15 protein-coding genes are annotated in these 16,942 nt (G+C 73.1%); 6 read left to right on the plus strand and 9 right to left on the minus strand.

The features are described 5' to 3' along the window. Positions 1 to 12: 12 nt before the first annotated feature. From SVTN_RS24220 to SVTN_RS24245, 6 genes are all read right to left on the minus strand, one after another. Positions 13 to 603 (minus strand): hypothetical protein, encoded by a 591-nt coding sequence (locus SVTN_RS24220; protein ID WP_041130993.1) that lies wholly within the window; start codon positions 601 to 603, stop codon positions 13 to 15. Next, positions 590 to 2,161: a substrate-binding and vWA domain-containing protein gene (locus tag SVTN_RS24225; protein WP_041130994.1), complete on the minus strand. Its 1,572-nt coding sequence runs from the start codon at positions 2,159 to 2,161 to the stop codon at positions 590 to 592. Before SVTN_RS24225 ends, SVTN_RS24220 begins: the two co-directional genes overlap by 14 nt. Further along, positions 2,158 to 3,372, minus strand: a complete 1,215-nt coding sequence (locus tag SVTN_RS24230; RefSeq protein ID WP_425429000.1) for a toxic anion resistance protein — start codon at positions 3,370 to 3,372, stop codon at positions 2,158 to 2,160. Before SVTN_RS24230 ends, SVTN_RS24225 begins: the two co-directional genes overlap by 4 nt. Further along, positions 3,369 to 4,505, minus strand: a complete 1,137-nt coding sequence (locus tag SVTN_RS24235) for a hypothetical protein (RefSeq protein ID WP_174518282.1) — start codon at positions 4,503 to 4,505, stop codon at positions 3,369 to 3,371. The genes SVTN_RS24230 and SVTN_RS24235 overlap by 4 nt, the downstream gene beginning before the upstream one ends. Positions 4,506 to 4,646: 141 nt before the next feature. Next, positions 4,647 to 5,045, minus strand: a complete 399-nt coding sequence (locus SVTN_RS24240; protein ID WP_041130996.1) for an SCO4983 family protein — start codon at positions 5,043 to 5,045, stop codon at positions 4,647 to 4,649. A 90-nt stretch (positions 5,046 to 5,135) separates the two neighbouring features. Then, positions 5,136 to 6,347, minus strand: a complete 1,212-nt coding sequence (locus SVTN_RS24245; protein WP_030693207.1) for a pyridoxal phosphate-dependent aminotransferase — start codon at positions 6,345 to 6,347, stop codon at positions 5,136 to 5,138. Between the two features lie 126 nt (positions 6,348 to 6,473). Between SVTN_RS24245 and SVTN_RS44370 the strand changes: the two genes are divergently transcribed. Next, positions 6,474 to 6,959 carry a hypothetical protein gene (locus tag SVTN_RS44370; RefSeq protein ID WP_041130997.1) on the plus strand — a complete coding sequence of 162 codons (486 nt, stop codon included), beginning with the start codon at positions 6,474 to 6,476 and terminating at the stop codon, positions 6,957 to 6,959. A 230-nt stretch (positions 6,960 to 7,189) separates the two neighbouring features. Then, entirely contained in the window at positions 7,190 to 8,659 is a 1,470-nt protein-coding gene (gene mptB, locus SVTN_RS24255; protein ID WP_052499281.1) for a polyprenol phosphomannose-dependent alpha 1,6 mannosyltransferase MptB, read from the plus strand. Here mptB and SVTN_RS24260 read toward each other — a convergent pair. Both SVTN_RS24260 and SVTN_RS24265 read right to left on the minus strand, forming a co-directional pair. Further along, complete coding sequence (locus SVTN_RS24260; RefSeq protein ID WP_041130998.1) at positions 8,633 to 10,216, minus strand: N-acyl-D-amino-acid deacylase family protein; 1,584 nt, start codon at positions 10,214 to 10,216, stop codon at positions 8,633 to 8,635. The genes mptB and SVTN_RS24260 overlap by 27 nt on opposite strands. A 21-nt stretch (positions 10,217 to 10,237) precedes the next feature. Beyond that, the gene (locus tag SVTN_RS24265; protein WP_041130999.1) at positions 10,238 to 11,503 is read right to left on the minus strand and encodes an alanine racemase; all 1,266 of its coding nucleotides are present in this window, start codon (positions 11,501 to 11,503) and stop codon (positions 10,238 to 10,240) included. Positions 11,504 to 11,626: 123 nt separating this feature from the next. Between SVTN_RS24265 and SVTN_RS24270 the strand changes: the two genes are divergently transcribed. Genes SVTN_RS24270 through SVTN_RS24280 form a run of 3 tightly spaced genes read left to right on the plus strand, consistent with a single transcriptional unit; the run spans position 11,627 to position 13,853 of the window. Continuing rightward, on the plus strand, positions 11,627 to 12,688 hold the full coding sequence (locus SVTN_RS24270; protein ID WP_041131000.1) for a sugar kinase: 1,062 nt from the start codon (positions 11,627 to 11,629) through the stop codon (positions 12,686 to 12,688). Next, positions 12,685 to 13,446 (plus strand): IclR family transcriptional regulator, encoded by a 762-nt coding sequence (locus tag SVTN_RS24275; protein WP_041131001.1) that lies wholly within the window; start codon positions 12,685 to 12,687, stop codon positions 13,444 to 13,446. The genes SVTN_RS24270 and SVTN_RS24275 overlap by 4 nt, the downstream gene beginning before the upstream one ends. Further along, entirely contained in the window at positions 13,443 to 13,853 is a 411-nt protein-coding gene (locus SVTN_RS24280; protein WP_041131002.1) for a RidA family protein, read from the plus strand. Before SVTN_RS24275 ends, SVTN_RS24280 begins: the two co-directional genes overlap by 4 nt. Positions 13,854 to 13,914: 61 nt before the next feature. Here the strand turns inward: SVTN_RS24280 and SVTN_RS24285 are convergent, their stop codons facing one another. Next, positions 13,915 to 15,270 (minus strand): M14 family metallopeptidase, encoded by a 1,356-nt coding sequence (locus SVTN_RS24285; RefSeq protein ID WP_041131003.1) that lies wholly within the window; start codon positions 15,268 to 15,270, stop codon positions 13,915 to 13,917. A 225-nt stretch (positions 15,271 to 15,495) separates the two neighbouring features. Between SVTN_RS24285 and SVTN_RS24290 the strand changes: the two genes are divergently transcribed. Beyond that, positions 15,496 to 16,893 (plus strand): serine/threonine-protein kinase, encoded by a 1,398-nt coding sequence (locus SVTN_RS24290; RefSeq protein ID WP_063782279.1) that lies wholly within the window; start codon positions 15,496 to 15,498, stop codon positions 16,891 to 16,893. Positions 16,894 to 16,942 lie beyond the last annotated feature (49 nt).

The following is a 16,942-nucleotide window of genomic DNA, read 5'->3' on the forward strand; positions in this document are numbered from 1 at the left end:
GAACATAACTGATCACGGTCCGCGCTCCTCCAGGTACCGGGTGTGGATCTCCTGGCGGATCGCCTCCGCCTGCCGGAGCGCGTCGGCGATGCCGGACATCTCCTCGTGCAGCACCGACAGCTGACGCTCAAGGTGCTGCTCCGGGGGCTCGGCGCCCGGCGTGAACCGCGACCACCACCGTGTCCGTACGAAGGTGTCGACGGCCTCCGGGATGTCCTGCCGCACCGCGCGGGCCAGGACGTGGAGGTGGTCCGGGTCGCTCACCCAGCCCGGTTCGAGCAGGGCCTCGATCAGGGTGTCGAGTGCGCTGAGCTTCTCGCGGGTGGCCGGTGGCAGCTCCACCTCGACCAGGTAGTCGAGGAGGGTCGCGAAGTCGACCCGCAGGGCGTCGAGTTGCTCGTCCGCGTCCGGGAAGTGCGGGGTGTCGGGACGCTCGGGCGGGGCGATGAGGGCCCCCGCCGCGTACAGACCGCCGACCACCAGCGGCCACAGGCCGCCGGCTGCGCCGGTGAGGGTGATTCCGACGCCGACCAGGCCGAGGACGCTGCCGGGCAGGTTCTTGCGGGACTCGGCGTACCGGAGGAGGCGGTCACTGGTAGCCACGGATCTCCTCGAAGGCGCCGTCGAGCGAACCCTTCGTGGCGTCGAAGAGCTTTCCGCCGGTCAGGCTCGCGATGTGGTCGAGCTCGCCCCGGTCGGAGTCCCCGAAGAGGATCGGGAAGACCGGCGTGTGCTGCTGCCCGGCCGGGAGGGAGCGGTAGAAGGTGTCGAAGGCGGCCGCCGGATCGCCGTCGGTGTTCTCCCCGTCCGTCATCAGGACGACCGAGGTGAAGGTGTCGGACGGCGTCTTGCCCAGGTACTTGTACGCCTCCTGGAGGCTGGAGTAGATCGCGGTGCCGCCGGAGGCCGAGAGCTTCCCGGCGTCGGCGCGGATCGCGTCGAGCGCCGCCTTCGGGGAGGCCGGGTCGACCGTGTGCGTACGGACCTCGTCCTGCTTCACCGAGGAGCCGAAGGGCATCAGGGTCACCTCCTCCCGGTCCCGGAAGTCGCCGGTCAGCTCGGCGAGCGCCGACTTCAGCCGGTCGAGCCGCTCACCGCCCATGGAGCCCGAGGTGTCGAGCACGTACACCGTGCGGGAGGGCCTGCGCAGGGTGTTGTCGTATGCGTCGAGCAGACCGTCGGCGACGGCCCGGCTGCCCGGGAACGGCAGCTCGCGGCGCGCGTCCCGGGCGAGCGCCGAGGCCGGGCGGACGCCGACGGCCACCGGGCGGCGCAGGGTCGTCTCGGTGATCCGCCGCTGGGCGTCGGGGGTGCGCAGCCAGGTGGTGAGCCGGCCCGCCGCCTCCTTCGCCTCGGGGCGGGCGGAGGTGAGCAGGGTGAGCGGGTAGTCGGCGGTCACGACCCCGTCGGACGGGCGGATCACGGTCAGTTTCTCGGGCGCGGACAGCAGCACGGACTCGTAGTTCACGAGCGCGTCGACGTCGGTGCGGCGGGCGTAGGCGGTGGCGAGCCAGCCGGAGGAGCCCGAGGTCAGCTTCTGGCCGGTGAAGAACTCCTTGAGCTTCGGGGTGGCCTTGGCGACGTCCTGCTCGGTGAGGGCCGACTGGGCGCCGGACAGGCCGGAGGCGACCGAGACGAGCGCGGAGAAGCCGGAGTTGGAGCGCTTCGGATCCGTCATGCCGTACGTCAGCTTTCCGTCGGCGACGGCCCGGTGCAGCTGCGACCAGGTCACCTTCGCCGGGTTCCAGCCGAGCCGGGCGACGGCGGCGGGCCGCACGCCGAGCGCCACCGGCGAGGTCATGATCGGCGTCTCGTTGGTGATCTTCTTCGCCGTGTCCGGGCGGAGCCGGAGGTAGTCGTTCGAGGAGAGCCAGACCGCGTCGTACGTCTTGTCCGCCTCGCCGGACGCGATGCGCTCGACGGCGTCGAGGGTGCCTGCGTAGGTGGGGCGGACGGTGACCCCGGTCGCCTTGGCGGCCTCGTCGAGGACGGGGGCCATGTCGGCGAGCTCGGAGGAGGCGAGGACCCGGAGGGTTCCGGTCCTGTACTCCGTGTTCTGCGCTTCGGGACGCTCGCCCTCCTCGCCGCCGCCGGAGCAGGCGGTGGCGAGGACGGTGAGGGCCAGGCCCGCGACCGCGCGGGCCAGGGTGCGGGTTCTCATGCGGGGCCGCCCTCCAGGGAGCCGGTGCGGCGGCTGCGTGCCAGGTGGGCGCTCGCCTCCTGGAGTTCGGCCGTCAGCGACTCGACCGTCGCCGCCATCGACTCCGTCGCCTGCACCTTGTACGTGTCGATGGCGTCGAGCGTCCGGTAGATCTGCTGGAAGGCGATGCGGAGCGTCTCCGCGCCCACCGCCGGGTCCGCCGCGATCTGCTGGATCTCGCCCGCCTGGCCTTCGAGCGCCTCGGCGTTGCGCCGGATGATGTCCTCGGTCGTCGAGCGCAGCGCCTTCACCTGCTCGGTGACCTTCCGCTGGTTCTCGAGCGCGGAGGCGAGCATCACCGCGATCTTCAGCGCCGACACGGTCGTCGTCGCCGCCCGCTCCACGCCCTTGATCAGCTCGTCGTTGTTCCGGCGGACCACGTCCATCGCCAGGTAGCCCTGGGCGCAGACGGCGAGCTGGGTCAGCAGGTCCTGGTGCTTCTGCCGGACCGGGAAGAGGACGTCGGCGCGGAGCGCGTCCGCCTGGCCCGGGTCGGGCGTGAGGGCGATGCGCTCCTCCACGGCCGCGTCGAGGGCGTCGGTGAGCACCGCGTACTCCTGGAGCTTGCCCATGGTCTCCCAGAGCCGGGCCCGCTCGGTCTGCAACGCGGCGTTGTCCCGGCGCAGTTCGTCCCGGCCGTTGCGCAGCGCGTCGACGATCCGGTTCAGCGTGGCCTGCGAGGAGGCGTACTTGGCGACGTGGTCGCGCAGCTTGTTCCCGCCGGGCAGCTTCGAGAGCAGGCCCTTGAAGCCCTTGCCGGGGGTGTCCTGGGGGGCCAGGTCCTCGACCGTGCGCCGGAGTTCGACGAGGGAGGAGCCGACCCGGGCCTGCGCGTCGCCGCCCGTGCCTTCGCCGAGGGAGCGGATCGTGCGGTCCAGCATCCGGTTCGACTGCTGGGCGGCGGAGCGCATCTCGCCCGCGCCGAGCGCCGTGATCTCGCCGATGCGGCCGGCGAACTCGGGGGAGCGCGGGTCGAGTCCGGACAGCGAGCCGACGTACTCGACGGCCCGGCGGGACATCTCCGTACGGACCGACTCGTCCAGCGGCACCAGGCCCGAGGCCTGCTCGGCGCGGACGGCGGGGACGGGCTCGGGCGGGGTCAGGACGAGCGGGGTGTCCTGCTCGGGCGGTGTCAGGGCCATCGTTCTTCTCGGATCTCCGGGCGTGGTCATGCGGTGTCCCCCTGGTCGCGGGCCCGCAGCGCCATCTCGTGCAGCACCTTGCTGGTGGGCACGGGCGCCTGGCGGACTCCGGTCAGCGTCTGGTTGAGGTACTCGGTGTGGCCGTCGGTCGCGGCGGTGAACTCGCTCGCCGCGCCCTGCGGGCGGAAGCCGTGGCGGACCGCGAGCTTGCGCAACTCGGGGTCGGTGGAGAGGAGTTCACCGAGCTTCCGGCCGTTCTCGGTGAGCGGTACGAGGGTGTGGTCGCTGTTGACCGTGGTGTCCGGGTAGAGGACGACCAGGTCGCCCATGGGCCGGCCGGCGAGCAGCTGGGCGGCGACCTGCGACTCGTACACGAGGACGAGCGGGTTGCCGACGCCGCTGACGAAGTCCCGGAAGGGCGCGTCCGAGCCGGACTGCTGGGCGCCCTGCACCTGCACCAGCTTGCGCATCAGCGGGGCCGTGCGGGTGACGGCGGCCTTGTCTCCCGCGACCCGCCCGCCGTCGGCGACGTAGCTCGCGGCGGCGAGGTAGAGGGCGCCGGAGTTGGAGGCGACCGGGTCGGTGGAGGTGATGAAGAGGGTGCCGCTCAGCTCGGCGTGTCCGCCCGAGCCCTTCAGCTGCTGCCAGGTCCGGTCGGCGCGGGCCGCCGCGAGGTAGGCGTCCATCTTCAGGGTGCCGCTCGTCCCGCGCGGGCCCAGGGTCGCCAGGCCGTTGCCGGCGAGGACCTGGGCGGCGGCGCTGTGCGCGACGACGACGAGCGGCGAGTAGAAGGGCCGCAGCGGGGCGGAGGCCGCCTTGTCCTTCGTCTTCGCCTGCGCCTTGGCGCGGAGTTCGTCGGCCGGCCCCTTGGAGGACGGGAAGGCGAAGTCGTAGCCGTCGAGGGGGAGTTCCTCCATGTCCCAGGACCCGGAGGTCTCGGTGTTCACGGTGAAGCCCTTGTCGGCCAGGGCCTTCACCACCTGCGGATCGGCGAAGAACTCGGCCTTCTCCGATCCGATGACTCCTCGCACGGTCTTCGTTGCCGTGCCCGTGTCCTTGTCGCCGCCCGTCACGAGGACGGCGGCCACGCCGCCGAGGAGCAGGACGGCCAGGACGATTCCCAGGATGCGTCTCACGCGGGCAGCGTGCTCGCGGAAACCCACATTCCAGGGGGAGTTGGGTGTACGGGGGGTGAAGGAGCGATCCCGTTACCGAACCGGAGCGGGGTGTACCGGGGGGTGTGCGGCGCCGCCCTGTTGGGTGGCGCCCGGTCCGCGCGGTTCGTGCCGCGCGGACCGGGGCCGTCAGGGGGCGGCGACCAGGGTGGTGTCCCCGGCGGCCAGCGCCGCGGTGTGCGCGTCCATGCGCCCGGCGGCGAGGATCGCGGCGGCCGTGTCGGCCCGGGAGGCGGCGACGACCAGTGCGCGGCCCGCGAGGGCGTGCGCCCTGCGGTGCAGGTCCTGCGCGGACGAGCCGGTCAGACCGGCGTGCCGCGCGGGGGGTGCGCCGCGCAGCCGCGCCACCTGCCGGGCGATGAGCTCGCCGGCCTCCGTGTCGCCCAGCTCGTCGGTGACGGCGAGCAGGGCGGCGAGGTGTCCTGCGAGCTGGATGTCCAGCTCCTCCTCGCGGGAGCGGTGCGGGTACGCGTCCTGGGCGTCGTCGGCCATCCGGTGGACCGACTTGGTGCGGATCGGTTCGTACATGGGGATGGCCTCCAGCGGTTGCTCTGGGGCCATCCTAGCTTAGATTCGGTCTAAAGTTGAGCATCGTCCGGAGTCGTCCGGAGTGGTGGGCTACGGCTGGCTGTAGCCGTCCAGGAACCGGCCGATCCGGGTCACCGCGTCCGCCAGGTCCGCGGCCGCCGGCAGTGTGACGATCCGGAAGTGGTCGGGCTCGTGCCAGTTGAAGCCCGTCCCGTGCACGACCATGATCTTCTCGGCCCGCAGCAGGTCCAGGACCATCTGCCGGTCGTCCTTGATCTTGTAGACGTTCGGATCGAGGCGCGGGAAGAGGTACAGCGCGCCCTTCGGCTTCACGCACGTCACGCCCGGGATCTGCGTGAGCAGCTCGTACGCCGTGTCCCGCTGCTCGAGCAGCCGCCCGCCCGGCAGCACCAGGTCCTCGATCGACTGCCGGCCCTGGAGCGCGGCCGCCACCGCGTGCTGCGCCGGCATGTTCGCGCAGAGGCGCATGTTGGCGAGGATCGTGAGGCCCTCGATGTACGAGGACGCGTGGTGCTTCGGGCCGCAGACCGCGAGCCAGCCGGAGCGGAAACCGGCCACCCGGTAGTTCTTGCTCATCCCGTTGAAGGTGAGGACGAGGAGATCGGGGGCGATCGCGGCGGTCGGGGTGTGCGTCGTGCCGTCGTAGAGGATCTTGTCGTAGATCTCGTCCGAGCAGACGACCAGGTTGTGACGGCGGGCGATCTCCGTCAGCGAGCGCAGCATCTCGTCGTCGTAGACGGCACCCGTCGGGTTGTTCGGGTTGATGATCACGATCGCCTTGGTGCGGTCGGTGATCTTCCGCTCGATGTCCGCGAGGTCCGGCATCCAGTCCGCCTGCTCGTCGCAGCGGTAGTGCACGGCCGTACCGCCCGCGAGCGAGACCGAGGCCGTCCACAGCGGATAGTCCGGGGCCGGGACGAGGACCTCGTCGCCGTCGTCGAGCAGCGCCTGCATCGACATCTGGATCAGCTCCGAGACGCCGTTGCCGAGGTAGATGTCCTCGACGGAGAGCGGAATGCCCTTCGTCTCGTAGTGGCTCATCACCGCCCGACGGGCCGAGAGCAGCCCCTTCGCGTCCCCGTAACCGTGCGCCTCGGAGAGGTTGCGGAGCACGTCCTCCAGGATGGCGGGCGGACACTCGAAGCCGAAGGCGGCCGGATTGCCCGTGTTCAGCTTGAGGATGCGATGACCCGCGGCTTCGAGCCGCATCGCCTCTTCGAGCACCGGACCCCGGATTTCGTAACAGACGTTGGCGAGCTTCGTGGACTGGATCACCTGCATGACGAGAGCTTACGGCGACCTCGGCCGCGACGCGGGGTGTTTTGGGACACGTCGGACAGCGGGACGGGCGGGGCGAGGTGTGACCCGGATCGCATCGACGGTGTCGTGCTCCTTACAATCCGGGCCATGAGCCACCACGACCCCGGCGCCGCCGGACCCCGGCGCGCCCGCCGCCGCCACGCCCCCGCACGCCGGGGCCGCGGAGCGGTGTGGCTGCTCGCCGGTGGCGGCGTCACCGTCCTCGGCCTGGCCGCCGCGCTGCTCGCCGGCGGCCTCGGCAAGGGCGGCGGCCCGCGGCCCTCCGTCGAGGGCGGGGCGGACGGGCCGCCCGCGATGATCCAGGCCGACCCGTCCGACGGGACGTCGGGCGGCTCGGACTCTTCGACCTCCTCGGGCGGCGGCGCCACGTCCGTGCCCGGCGGTACGCATCCGTCCGCGTCGCCCCTCGCGAAGACCACGGCCACCGTTGCTCCGTCCGGGACCGCGACCGCCGCCCCGGCCTCCTCGGCCGCCTCGCCGACGGCCGGCCCGTCCGCCACCGCCACCGTCCCGGACGGCGGCCGCCCGACCAAGCCGGGGAAGGGGCGGGGCGCGAGCAAGCGGCCGAGGTAGCGGGCGCCGGGCCGCGCCGCCTTGCACGGCGCCCTTCAGCGGCGCCTACGCGTTCCGCGCCTGGGCCCGCACCCCAGCGGCGCCGCACGACGTGGTGCGGGTTCGGGCGCGGGAGCCTCTGGCGCCGGCAAGGGCGCCGTCCGTTGTGCCCACCCGTTCCGCCCCGGCGGAACGCATGCCCACAACGGGGTGTGGGAGGGCTTCCGGGTGTCGGGATAGGTTGGCCCGTCATGTGGGTTTTCAGTGCTTCCGGATGTCGGTGGCTCGGTGCGGGCGGGGCGCTCGCCGTCGCCGTGGGCGGCTGGGCCGCCGGAACGCTGCCGGTACGCGGCGGCTGGGGGCTCTGGGAGCCGCGCGGGTCGGCGGTCGAGGTGGCCGGCGCGGTCCTCGCGACCCTCGGCCTGACCCTGCTCGTCGCCGCCTGGTGGCGGTACGGCGTCCTCCTCGCCCGCGGCCTGCGGGACGGGGTCCTCGCGACCCTCGCCTGCTGGACCGCACCGCTGCTCCTCGCCCCGCCGCTGCACAGCGCCGACGTCTACAGCTACATCGCCCAGGGCGCGATGGTCCTCGAAGGCCACGACGTGTACGGGGCCGGGCCGTCGGTTCTCGGCCCCGGCGACCTCGGGGCCGACGCGGCGGCGAGCGTCGGCGGGAACTGGACCCACACCCCCGCCCCGTACGGGCCCGCCTTCCTGCTCCTCGCCGCGGGGGTCGTGAAGCTGACCGGCGGGGCGGTCGTGCCCGCCGTCCTCGGCCTGCGGCTCGTCGCCCTCGGCGCGCTCGCCCTCATCGTCTGGGCGGTACGGGGATTCGGCGGCGGCGGAGGTGCGCTCTGGCTCGCCGCCCTCAACCCGCTGCTCCTCGTCCACGTCGTCGGCGGCATGCACAACGACGGGCTCATGATCGGCCTCATGCTCGGCGGCGTCCTGCTCGCCACGCGCGGGCGGTGGGTGCTCGGCAGCGTCCTCGTCGGCTTCGCGATGATGATCAAGTCACCGGCGGCGGTCGCCCTGCTCTTCATCGGCGTGCTCCTCGCGCGCGGCGGAGGCGTACGGGGTCTGCTGAAGGGACTCGTCCTGCCCGGGGCCGTCGCGGGGGCGGTGGCGGCGGGGGCGTCGGTACTGGCCGGGACGGGGTTCGGGTGGCTGCGGACGCAGAGCGTGGCCGCGGCCATCCATACGCCGTTGTCCCTCACCAGTGACGTGGGCCTCGGCCTGGGGCTGCTCGTCGCCGACGACCCGGACCCGGTCAAGGCCCTCGTGCAGAAGGTGGGGCTGCTCGCGGCCCTCGCGGTCATCGCGGCACTCGCCTGGCGGGCGTACCGGGGCCGTCTCGACCCCGTCCTCGGGCTCGGGCTCTCGCTGGTCGCGCTCGTGGCGCTCTCGCCGATGGTGCAGCCGTGGTACCTGCTGTGGGGGACGGTCGTCGCCGCGGCGGTCGCGTGGCGGGGGCGGGCGGGGCAGGTCCTTGCCGTGCTGTCGGCGGCGCTCGTGTACGAGACGCAGCCGTCGGGGCACACGCCGTGGTACGGGTTCGTGCTTGCGGGTGCGGTGCTGGTGGTCGGGCTCGTGTGGGTGCGGCGGGAGCCGTGGCCCCCCGGAGCCGGGGATGTCGGAGAAGGCGCCGTCCCGCCCCAGCGCACGAGCGGTCCACGCCCCGCGGTGGTTCCCGACTCAGCGGAGCTCGGTTCTTCGGACTGAGCGGCCCGCCAGTACGTCCGTCCTCCGTCCGTCCTCCATGACGAACCTTCCGTCGACCAGGACGTGCGGGATGCCCACCGGGAGGGTGCGCGGGTTCTCGTACGTCGCTCCCGACGCGACCGTCGTCGGGTCGAAGAGGACCAGGTCCGCCACGTACCCCTCCTTCACCAGACCCCGGTCCGGGAGGCGGAGGCGGGACGCCGGGCGGGAGGTGAGGTGGGCGACGCACTCCTCCAGGGAGAGGACGCCGAGCTCGCGCACGTACCGCCCCAGGTACTCCGGGAACGTGCCGTACGCGCGCGGGTGCGGCTTGCGGCCCTGGAGGATGCCGTCCGAGCCGCCCGTGTGCACCCGGTGCCGCATGATCGTCCGGACGTTCTCCTCGTGGCCCACGTGCTGGAGGATCGTCGTGCCGAGACGGTCGTCGAGGAGGAGCCGGCGGGCCGTGGACCAGCCGTCCACGCGGCGGCCCACGTGGTCCGTCAGGGCCGGGTCCGTGACGCCCGAGACCTCGATCGTCGTCCAGTCGACCGGCACCCCGTGGCAGCCGTCCGAGCCGAGTTCCTCCAGGTGGTGCCGGATGCGTTCGGCCGTCGCGTCGTCCCGGAGGCGGGACAGGGCCGCCTCCGGGCCGCCCTCGCTCGCCCAGCTCGGGAGCAGCGCGAGCAGGGTCGTACTGCCCGGGGTGTACGGGTACGTGTCGAGGCTGATGTCGGCGCCGCCGTCGAGGGCCTCGTCGAGGAGGGCCAGGAGCTCCGGGGCCCTGCCCTCGTTGACGTCGAAGTTCATGGTGGCGTGGGCCAGGTGCAGGGCGCAGCCCGCCTCCCGGGTGAGCGCCACCATCTCCGCGTACGCGCGCAGCGCCCCCGCCCCGTACGAGCGGTGGTGCGGGCAGTAGTAGCCGCCGTGCTCGGCGACGACCCGACACAGCGCGGTGAGCTCGGAGTCCGGCGCGTACATGCCGGGGGTGTAGGTGAGGCCGGAGGACATGCCGACCGCGCCCTGCTCCAGGCCTTCGGCGACCAGCTGCCGCATGCGGTCGAGCTCGGGTTCCGTCGCCGGTCGGTCCTCCCAGCCCATCGCGTACATGCGGACCGTGCCCTGGGGGACCAGGTACGCGGCGTTGACCGCGATCCCCCGGTCGAGCCGGTCCAGGTACCCGCCGACCGTGCGCCAGTCGAAGTCGACGTCCGCACCGTCGCCGTTCCAGCCGGTGATCGCCCGGCGGACCTCGTCGAGCGTGCGGTCGTCGACGGGGGCGTACGACAGTCCGTCCTGGCCCAGGACCTCCAGGGTCACGCCCTGCGCGGCCTTCGCGCTGTGGTCCGGGTCGCGGAGCAGCGCGAGGTCGCTGTGGGCGTGCATGTCGATGAAACCGGGGGCCAGGGCGAGGCCCTCGGCGTCCAGGACGCGGCGGGCGGTCGGGCGCTGGCAGCCGGCCGCCGCGGCCTCCTTGACGATGGAGACGATCCGGCCGTCCTCGATGCCGACGTCGGCCCGGTAGGAGTCGCCGCCGCTGCCGTCGACGACCTCCGCGTCACGGAAGACGAGATCCATCGCTCCGGCCCCCTCCGCCGATCAGAAGAACGTGCGGATGTGGTCGACCACCGTGCCGTCCGCCTCGACGACCGGGATCAGCTGCCACTTGTCGAAGATCGTGCAGGGGTGGGACAGGCCCATCCCCACCCAGTCGCCGACCTCCAGATCCGCGCCCGGTTCGGTGGCGAGCCAGGTGTGCTGGTCGGAGAGGCCCGTGACGGTGATGCCCTCCGCGGCGCGGATCTCGCCCGTGCGGGCGTCGCGGACGACCTGCGCCTCCGGGAGGTGCAGGTCGTGGGCGGCGTCCCGCTTGCCCGCGTTGGTGAAGGCCTGCCCGTCGGTGGGCCGGGAGACGACCTGCGACCAGAGCCGGAACGCGGGCTGGAGCGCGCCCTCCTCGGGGATCCGGTTGAAGGGGGTGCGGTTGCGGTACTGGCCGTCGTCGTGGGAGACGTACGCGCCGGAGCGCAGCAACTTGAGGACCGGGAGGGAGAGGTCGGGGATCTCCGCGAAGACCTCGGCGACCGTGTCGAACCACTCGCTGCCGCCCGCGCTGACGACGATCTCGCCGATGGCGGGGTCGAAGCGGCCGGCCTTGTCGAAGTCGGCGGCGAGCGAGACGAGCCGCCGCAGCCACTCCCGGACGCTGTCGGCGTCGGCGCCGGGCATCGTGCCCTCGTACCCGGCGACGCCGACGAGCCGCAGGGTGTCGGTGGCCGCGACGGCGTCGGCGACGGCCGCGCACTCCGCCTCGGTCCGTACGCCGGTCCGTCCGGTCGCGCCGGCGGCCAGCTCGACGACGACGTCCACGGGGCGGGACGCGCCCGCCGCGCGCAGGGCCTCGTCCATCAGCTCGACGCCGCGCACGGAGTCGACGTAACAGATGAGGTGGAAGGCGGGGTCGGCGTCGAGTTCGGCGGCGAGCCAGCGCAGCGCGACCGGGTCGACGACCTCGTTGGCCAGGAAGATCCGGGCGACGCCGTGGGCGCGGTAGACGCGGGCCTGGTGGGGGACGGCGGCGGTGATGCCCCAGGCGCCGTGCTCCAGCTGCCGGTCGAAGAGCTGGGGGGCCATGGAGGTCTTGCCGTGCGGGGCGAACGCGAGGCCGTGGCGCTCGGCGTACGTCTCCAGGAGGCGGAGGTTGTGCTCGACGGACTCGGCGGAGAGGGCGAGGACCGGGGTCGTGTAGCCGCCGGTGAAGAGGTTGCGCCGCTGGGCGGAGAGTTCGCCGACGGTCAGGCCCTCGGCGTCCGGGGGCAGGGCCTTGAAGCGGTGGTCGACGCGCTCGTTCGCCAGGTCGGGCATGAGGCCTCCTCATCGTGGGCGTTGCGGGATGTGCAACGCTCATTGCGCATGGTGCTGATGGCTGTCTAACATCCGGGCCAAGGCCGGGTCAATGGACCCGTACGAGTGCGAGGGAGCGCGATCGTGAGCGGACCGGCGCCCGTCGTCGCGGCCCCGGACGTCGTCTGCCTCGGCGAGTCCATGGTGACCTTCCTGCCCACCCGGCCGGGCCGCCTCGCCGACGTCCCCTCCTTCACCCGCGCGATCGGCGGCGCCGAGTCCAACGTCGCCTGCGCCCTCGCCGCGGCCGGGCACCGGGTCCGGTGGGTCGGGCGCGTCGGGTGCGACGGCTTCGGCGACCACCTCGTCGAGACGATCGCGGCGCACGGCGTCGACGTCGGGGCCGTCGGACGCGACCCGCACCGGCCGACCGGCGTCTACTTCCGTACCGACGAGGACCGGGCGACCGACGCGCACGAGGTCGTCTACTACCGGGCCGGTTCCGCCGCCTCCGCGATGTCGCCCGCGACCGTCCCGTACGCCTCCGTCGCCGACGCCCGGATCCTCCACGTCACCGGCATCACCGCCGCGCTCTCGCCGGACTGCCTGGCCCTTCTGCGGGACCTCACGGCCCCGCGCCCCGGACGGCCGCTCGTGTCGTTCGACGTGAACCACCGGCCGGGGCTGTGGCGCGACGGCAACGCCCCCGAGGTGCTCCTCGAACTCGCGCGGCGGGCGGACGTCGTCTTCGTGGGCGCGGACGAGGCGAAGGCGCTGTGGGGCCTGAAGGGCACCGGGGCCGTCTCCGACCTCATCGACGGGCCCGAGGTCCTCGTCGTCAAGCTCGGCAAGGGCGGAGCCTATGTCGCCGACCGCCGTCCCGAGTCCTTCGCGGACATCGAGGACGCCGATGGCGTGGGCCACCTCGAACGCCCGCCCCGCGTCGACGTCGTCTCCTCCGTCGGCGCCGGCGACGCCTTCGCCGCCGGGTTCCTCTCCGCGACCCTCCGCGGTCTCGACATGAGGACCCGGCTCCGGCACGGGCACCTCGCGGCCGCCGCCGCGCTCACCGTCCCCGGGGACTTCGCCGTCCCGCCCCGCCGCGGCCACGCCGACCGCCTCGCGGCGCTCGACGCCGCCGCCTGGGGCACACTTCACCTCGGCCCCGGCTGGACGGGGGACGACCAGGAGGTACGTACGCCATGAGCCAGACCGTCGACCGGGCGCTCAGCATCCTGCCGCTGCTCGCCCAGGGACCCGCCGACCTCGGGCAGGTCGCCGAGCGGCTCGGCGTGCACAAGTCCACGGCCCTGCGGCTGCTGCGCACGCTCCACGAGCACGGGCTCGTCCACCGGCAGCAGGACCAGCGCTACCGCCTGGGCGCCCGGCTGTTCGCGCTCGCGCAGGAGGCCGTCGAGAACCTCGACGTCCGCGAGATCGCCCACCCCTACCTCGTCGCCCTCAACGAGCGGACCGGGCACACGGTCCACCTCGCGGTGTACGAGGAGGGCGAGGTCGTCTACATCGACAAGGTCGAGTCCCGCTACCCGGTCCGCATGTACTCGCGCATCGGCAAGCCCGTCGCGATCACCGTCGCCGCCGTCGCCAAGCTGCTCCTCGCCGACCTGCCCGAGGCGGAGCGCCGCGCGATCGCCGCGAAGCTCGACTACCCCCCGTACACGCCCCGTTCGACGCCGAACGCCGCCGCCTTCCTCAAGGAGCTGGCGACCGTGCGCGAACAGGGCTGGGCCACCGACCTCGGCGGCCACGAGGAGTCCATCAACTGCGTCGGCGCGCCCATCCGCGGGGCCGACGGGCGGGTCGTCGCCGCGATGTCGGTCTCGGCGCCGAACGTGGTCGTCACCGCCGAGGAACTCCTCACCCTCCTCCCGCAGGTGCGCAGCACCGCGGACGCCATCAGCCGCGAGTACTCCGGCGAACCCGCTACGAAGGACAGCGCATGAGCGAGAAGACCGCGATCACCCCCGCCACCCACACCGCCCCGCCCGCGAAGTTCTCGCACGGCGTGCGGAAGGGCAACATCCTCCAGGTCGCCGGCCAGGTCGGCTTCCTGCCCGCCGTCGAGGGCCAGGCCCCGACGGTCGCGGGCCCGACCCTGCGCGAGCAGACCCTCCAGACCTTCGCCAACGTCAAGGCGATCCTGGAGGAGGGCGGCGCGAGCTGGGACGACGTGATGATGATGCGCGTCTACCTGACGGACGTGGACCACTTCGCCGAGATGAACGAGATCTACAACCAGTACTTCGAGGAGCAGGACCTCAAGGCCCCCGCCTCCGCCCGCACCACCGTCTACGTCGGCCTCCCCGCCGGCCTCCTCATCGAGATCGACGCGCTCGCGGTCCTCGGCTGAGACCGGACGAAGAGGTGCCCCGGCCGTGGCGCGGCCGGGGCACCCCTTCACCCACGGGCCGTCAGGCCGCGCAGTACTGCGCCTGCTTGCCGATCGAGCGGTACATGCAGTCCGCGTTCTCCAGGAGCTGGAGGACCGCGTCGCGGTTGCGGCTCGTCTCGCGCTCGATGACCTCGTCGGGCGGGTAGAAGCCGCCGTCGAAGGACGACGTCGGGTACATCTCGAAGGTGTACGCGAAGATCTTCTGCGTGCCCCACAGGTAGTCGTCGATCGAGCCGTCCGTGATGTACAGGTCGCTGGACTGCTCGGGCGTGTAGCCGTTGCTCGCCGCCATCGACCGGCCGACGGTCGCGAAGGCGTCGCGGTCGTCCTGGGTCATGCCGGTGGTGGTGTCGGACGTGGTCCAGCCGAAGGGCCAGAGGACCAGCTCGCTGTACGTGTGGAAGTCGATGGCCGCCGTGATCTGCTGCTTCCCGCCGACCACCCGGGAGCGTACGAAGTCGGCGACGACCTTCACCTCGGGGGCCGACTCGGGAGCCGCGCCCCGGTAGGTCTCGGAGCTCTTCGTACCGGAGGAGCCGCCGCAGCAGGCCCACTTGAAGTCCCAGTTCCGGTTGAGGTCCGTGCCGATGTAGGAGGAGCCGGAGTTGGGCTGGCGGTTCTTGCGCCAGCTGCGGTACGAGCCGCTCGCGATGTCGTACTCGCCGCCGTCCGGGTTGAGATCCGGGACGATCCAGATCTCGCGGCTGTTCACCATGTTGGTGATCCGCGAGTCCGTGCCGTAGCCCGCGCCGAGTTCGCGCAGCAGGTAGAGCGCCATCTCGACGGTGAGGTGCTCGCGGGCGTGCTGGTGGTGGGTGAAGAGGACCTCGGGCTCGTTCTCGTCGGTGGCGACGTTGTCGCTGACCTTGATGGCGACGATGTCCCGGCCCTGGTACGTCTTTCCGATGACCTGCTTGCGCATGATCGAGGGGTAGGCGGCGAGGCGCTGGTCGATCTCCGCGTTCGTCTCGGCGTAGTTGTGGTACTTCGCGTCGGCGGAGGGGAAGTCGAGCGGGCCGGTCGTCTTGTCGCCCTCGATGCTGCGGTTCGGCGGGGCGGGCAGGGCGATCGGCGCGTAGCCGAGGGCCTTGAGGCGGGCCAGCTGTTCGGTGTTGGCGCTGACGACGACCGTGCGGGCGTCGACCTCGTCGATCGAGACGCCGGTGGCGGTCAGCGCGGTGCGGGCGGCCGGGGTGGCCGGTCCGGCGATCTCGTACTGCCGGATCACCTCTTCGGCCCCGGACGCGATGCGGGCGGCGGTCGGCGCCGGGTCGGCCCCGGCGGGCGTGGTGAGGGCGGAGAGGGGCGCCGCGAGGGCGAACGCCACGAGGGCCGCGAGGGTGGCGGACCTTCTGCCGCGGGTGGGACGTCGCATGCTGTCTCCTGGGTGGGGAGTGTGGGGGAGTGCGACCGTGCCGAGTCGTGCGGATGCCCGGGTGTGTGACTGCCTGACAGCTGCTGCTTCCCGGGCGTGTGACTGTTCGGCCACATGGTCCGGCTATGTCATGGACCGGTCAAGATGGGGAGTTCGGCCATACTGTCCCGCGTGGGGACTGTCATCGGTAGATACGTCATCGAGCACAAGCTAGGCGAAGGCGGCATGGGCACCGTCTATCTGGCCCGATCGCGCGGCGGGCGCGCCGTCGCCGTCAAGGTCGCCCGGCCGGAACTCGCCTCCGACCCGTCCTTCCGCGCCCGCTTCCGCGCCGAGGTCGCCGCGGCCCGGCAGGTCGGCGGATTCCACACCGCCCAGGTCGTCGACGCCGACCCCGAGGCGGAGGCCCCCTGGCTCGCCACCGCCTACATCCCCGGGCCCACCCTCTCCGGACTCCTCACCGCCCAGGGCCCCATGGACGAGGCCCGGCTCCGCTCGCTCGGCGCCGCGCTCGCCGAGGCCCTGGAGGCGATCCACGCCTGCGGGCTCGTCCACCGCGACCTCAAGCCCGGCAACATCGTCATGGCCTCCGACGGGCCGCGCGTCCTCGACTTCGGGATCGCCCGCGCCCTGGAGTCCACCCGGCTCACCGCCACCGGCAACGCCTTCGGCACCCCCGGCTACCTCGCCCCCGAACAGGCCCTCGGCGAGGAGGTCACCGGCGCCGCCGACGTCTTCGCGCTCGGCGCCGTCCTCGTCGCCGCGGCCGGCGGGAAGCCCTTCGGGGAGGGGACGCCGATGGGGCTCATGTACCGGTCGGTGCACGAGGCCCCCGACCTCGGCGCCGTACCGGAGGCGCTGCGCGGGCTCGTGGGGCGCTGCCTCGCCAAGGACCCGGCCGAACGGCCCACGCCGGACGCCATCATGGACGAACTGGCGGGGACGCCGACGGCGGTGCCGGACCCCCGGGTGGCTCCGGCGGGCCCGCCGGTCCCGCCTGCCCAGGTGCCTGAAGCGACCCCTGCCGACGCGGTCCCGGTGCCCGTCGACGCGGTGCCTGCGCCTGCGCCCGCGCCCGCTGACGCCGCGTCCGTGCCCGCTGACGCCGTACCCGCGCCCGCTGACGCCGCGCCCGCGCCCGCTGACGCCAGGCCCGTACCCGTACCCATGCCCGCGCCCGCCGCCGCAGTGCCGTCCCCGCCCGCCCACGCGCTGCCCGCGCGGACCGCCGGTGTCCAGGACGCCGTACCCGCCCCCGTACCGGTACCCGTCCCCGTACCGCATCCCGTACCGCAGCATCCCGCCACCCTCTACGTACCCCCGCCGCCCTTCGCCCCGCCGCCGCCCGCGCCGGAGTTCGCCGCCGCCGACCGGAACTCCGGCATCGCCGTCGACGGCAGCGGGGTGTCCCTGCACTTCTTCGGCGAGGAGGCCGACTTCCTCTGGGCCGAGGTCGGGGCCGTACGGTACGAGCGCATCCGGCGCGGCCGGGTGCTGCGCGTCGCCGTCACCCTCTACGACGGCTCGTCCTACGACTGCGAGGTCGACGGCCGCCGGGCCGCCCGGGTCGACGACTGGATCCGTCTGCTCGACCCGGTGCTGCGCCACTACCTGCCCGCGTGAGGCCCGTCTGAGGCCCGCCCGGGGGAACGGCGCAGCGCCGCCGGGGGAG

The sequence above is a fragment of the Streptomyces vietnamensis genome, from assembly GCF_000830005.1.
Classification (GTDB): Bacteria; Actinomycetota; Actinomycetes; order Streptomycetales; family Streptomycetaceae; genus Streptomyces; species Streptomyces vietnamensis.

Excerpts from the sequence above, each read along its gene's own strand:
- SVTN_RS24280 (WP_041131002.1), top strand. The coding sequence starts at position 13,443 with ATGAGCGAGAAGACCGCGATCACCCCCGCCACCCACACCGCCCCGCCC.
- SVTN_RS24275 (WP_041131001.1), top strand. The coding sequence starts at position 12,685 with ATGAGCCAGACCGTCGACCGGGCGCTCAGCATCCTGCCGCTGCTCGCC.
- SVTN_RS44370 (WP_041130997.1), top strand. The coding sequence starts at position 6,474 with ATGAGCCACCACGACCCCGGCGCCGCCGGACCCCGGCGCGCCCGCCGC.
- SVTN_RS24245 (WP_030693207.1), bottom strand. The coding sequence starts at position 6,347 with ATGCAGGTGATCCAGTCCACGAAGCTCGCCAACGTCTGTTACGAAATC.
- SVTN_RS24225 (WP_041130994.1), bottom strand. The coding sequence starts at position 2,161 with ATGAGAACCCGCACCCTGGCCCGCGCGGTCGCGGGCCTGGCCCTCACC.
- SVTN_RS24290 (WP_063782279.1), top strand. The coding sequence starts at position 15,496 with ATGGGCACCGTCTATCTGGCCCGATCGCGCGGCGGGCGCGCCGTCGCC.
- SVTN_RS24285 (WP_041131003.1), bottom strand. The coding sequence starts at position 15,270 with ATGCGACGTCCCACCCGCGGCAGAAGGTCCGCCACCCTCGCGGCCCTC.
- mptB (WP_052499281.1), top strand. The coding sequence starts at position 7,190 with ATGTGGGTTTTCAGTGCTTCCGGATGTCGGTGGCTCGGTGCGGGCGGG.
- SVTN_RS24265 (WP_041130999.1), bottom strand. The coding sequence starts at position 11,503 with ATGCCCGACCTGGCGAACGAGCGCGTCGACCACCGCTTCAAGGCCCTG.
- SVTN_RS24240 (WP_041130996.1), bottom strand. The coding sequence starts at position 5,045 with ATGTACGAACCGATCCGCACCAAGTCGGTCCACCGGATGGCCGACGAC.
- SVTN_RS24260 (WP_041130998.1), bottom strand. The coding sequence starts at position 10,216 with ATGGATCTCGTCTTCCGTGACGCGGAGGTCGTCGACGGCAGCGGCGGC.
- SVTN_RS24230 (WP_425429000.1), bottom strand. The coding sequence starts at position 3,372 with ATGACCACGCCCGGAGATCCGAGAAGAACGATGGCCCTGACACCGCCC.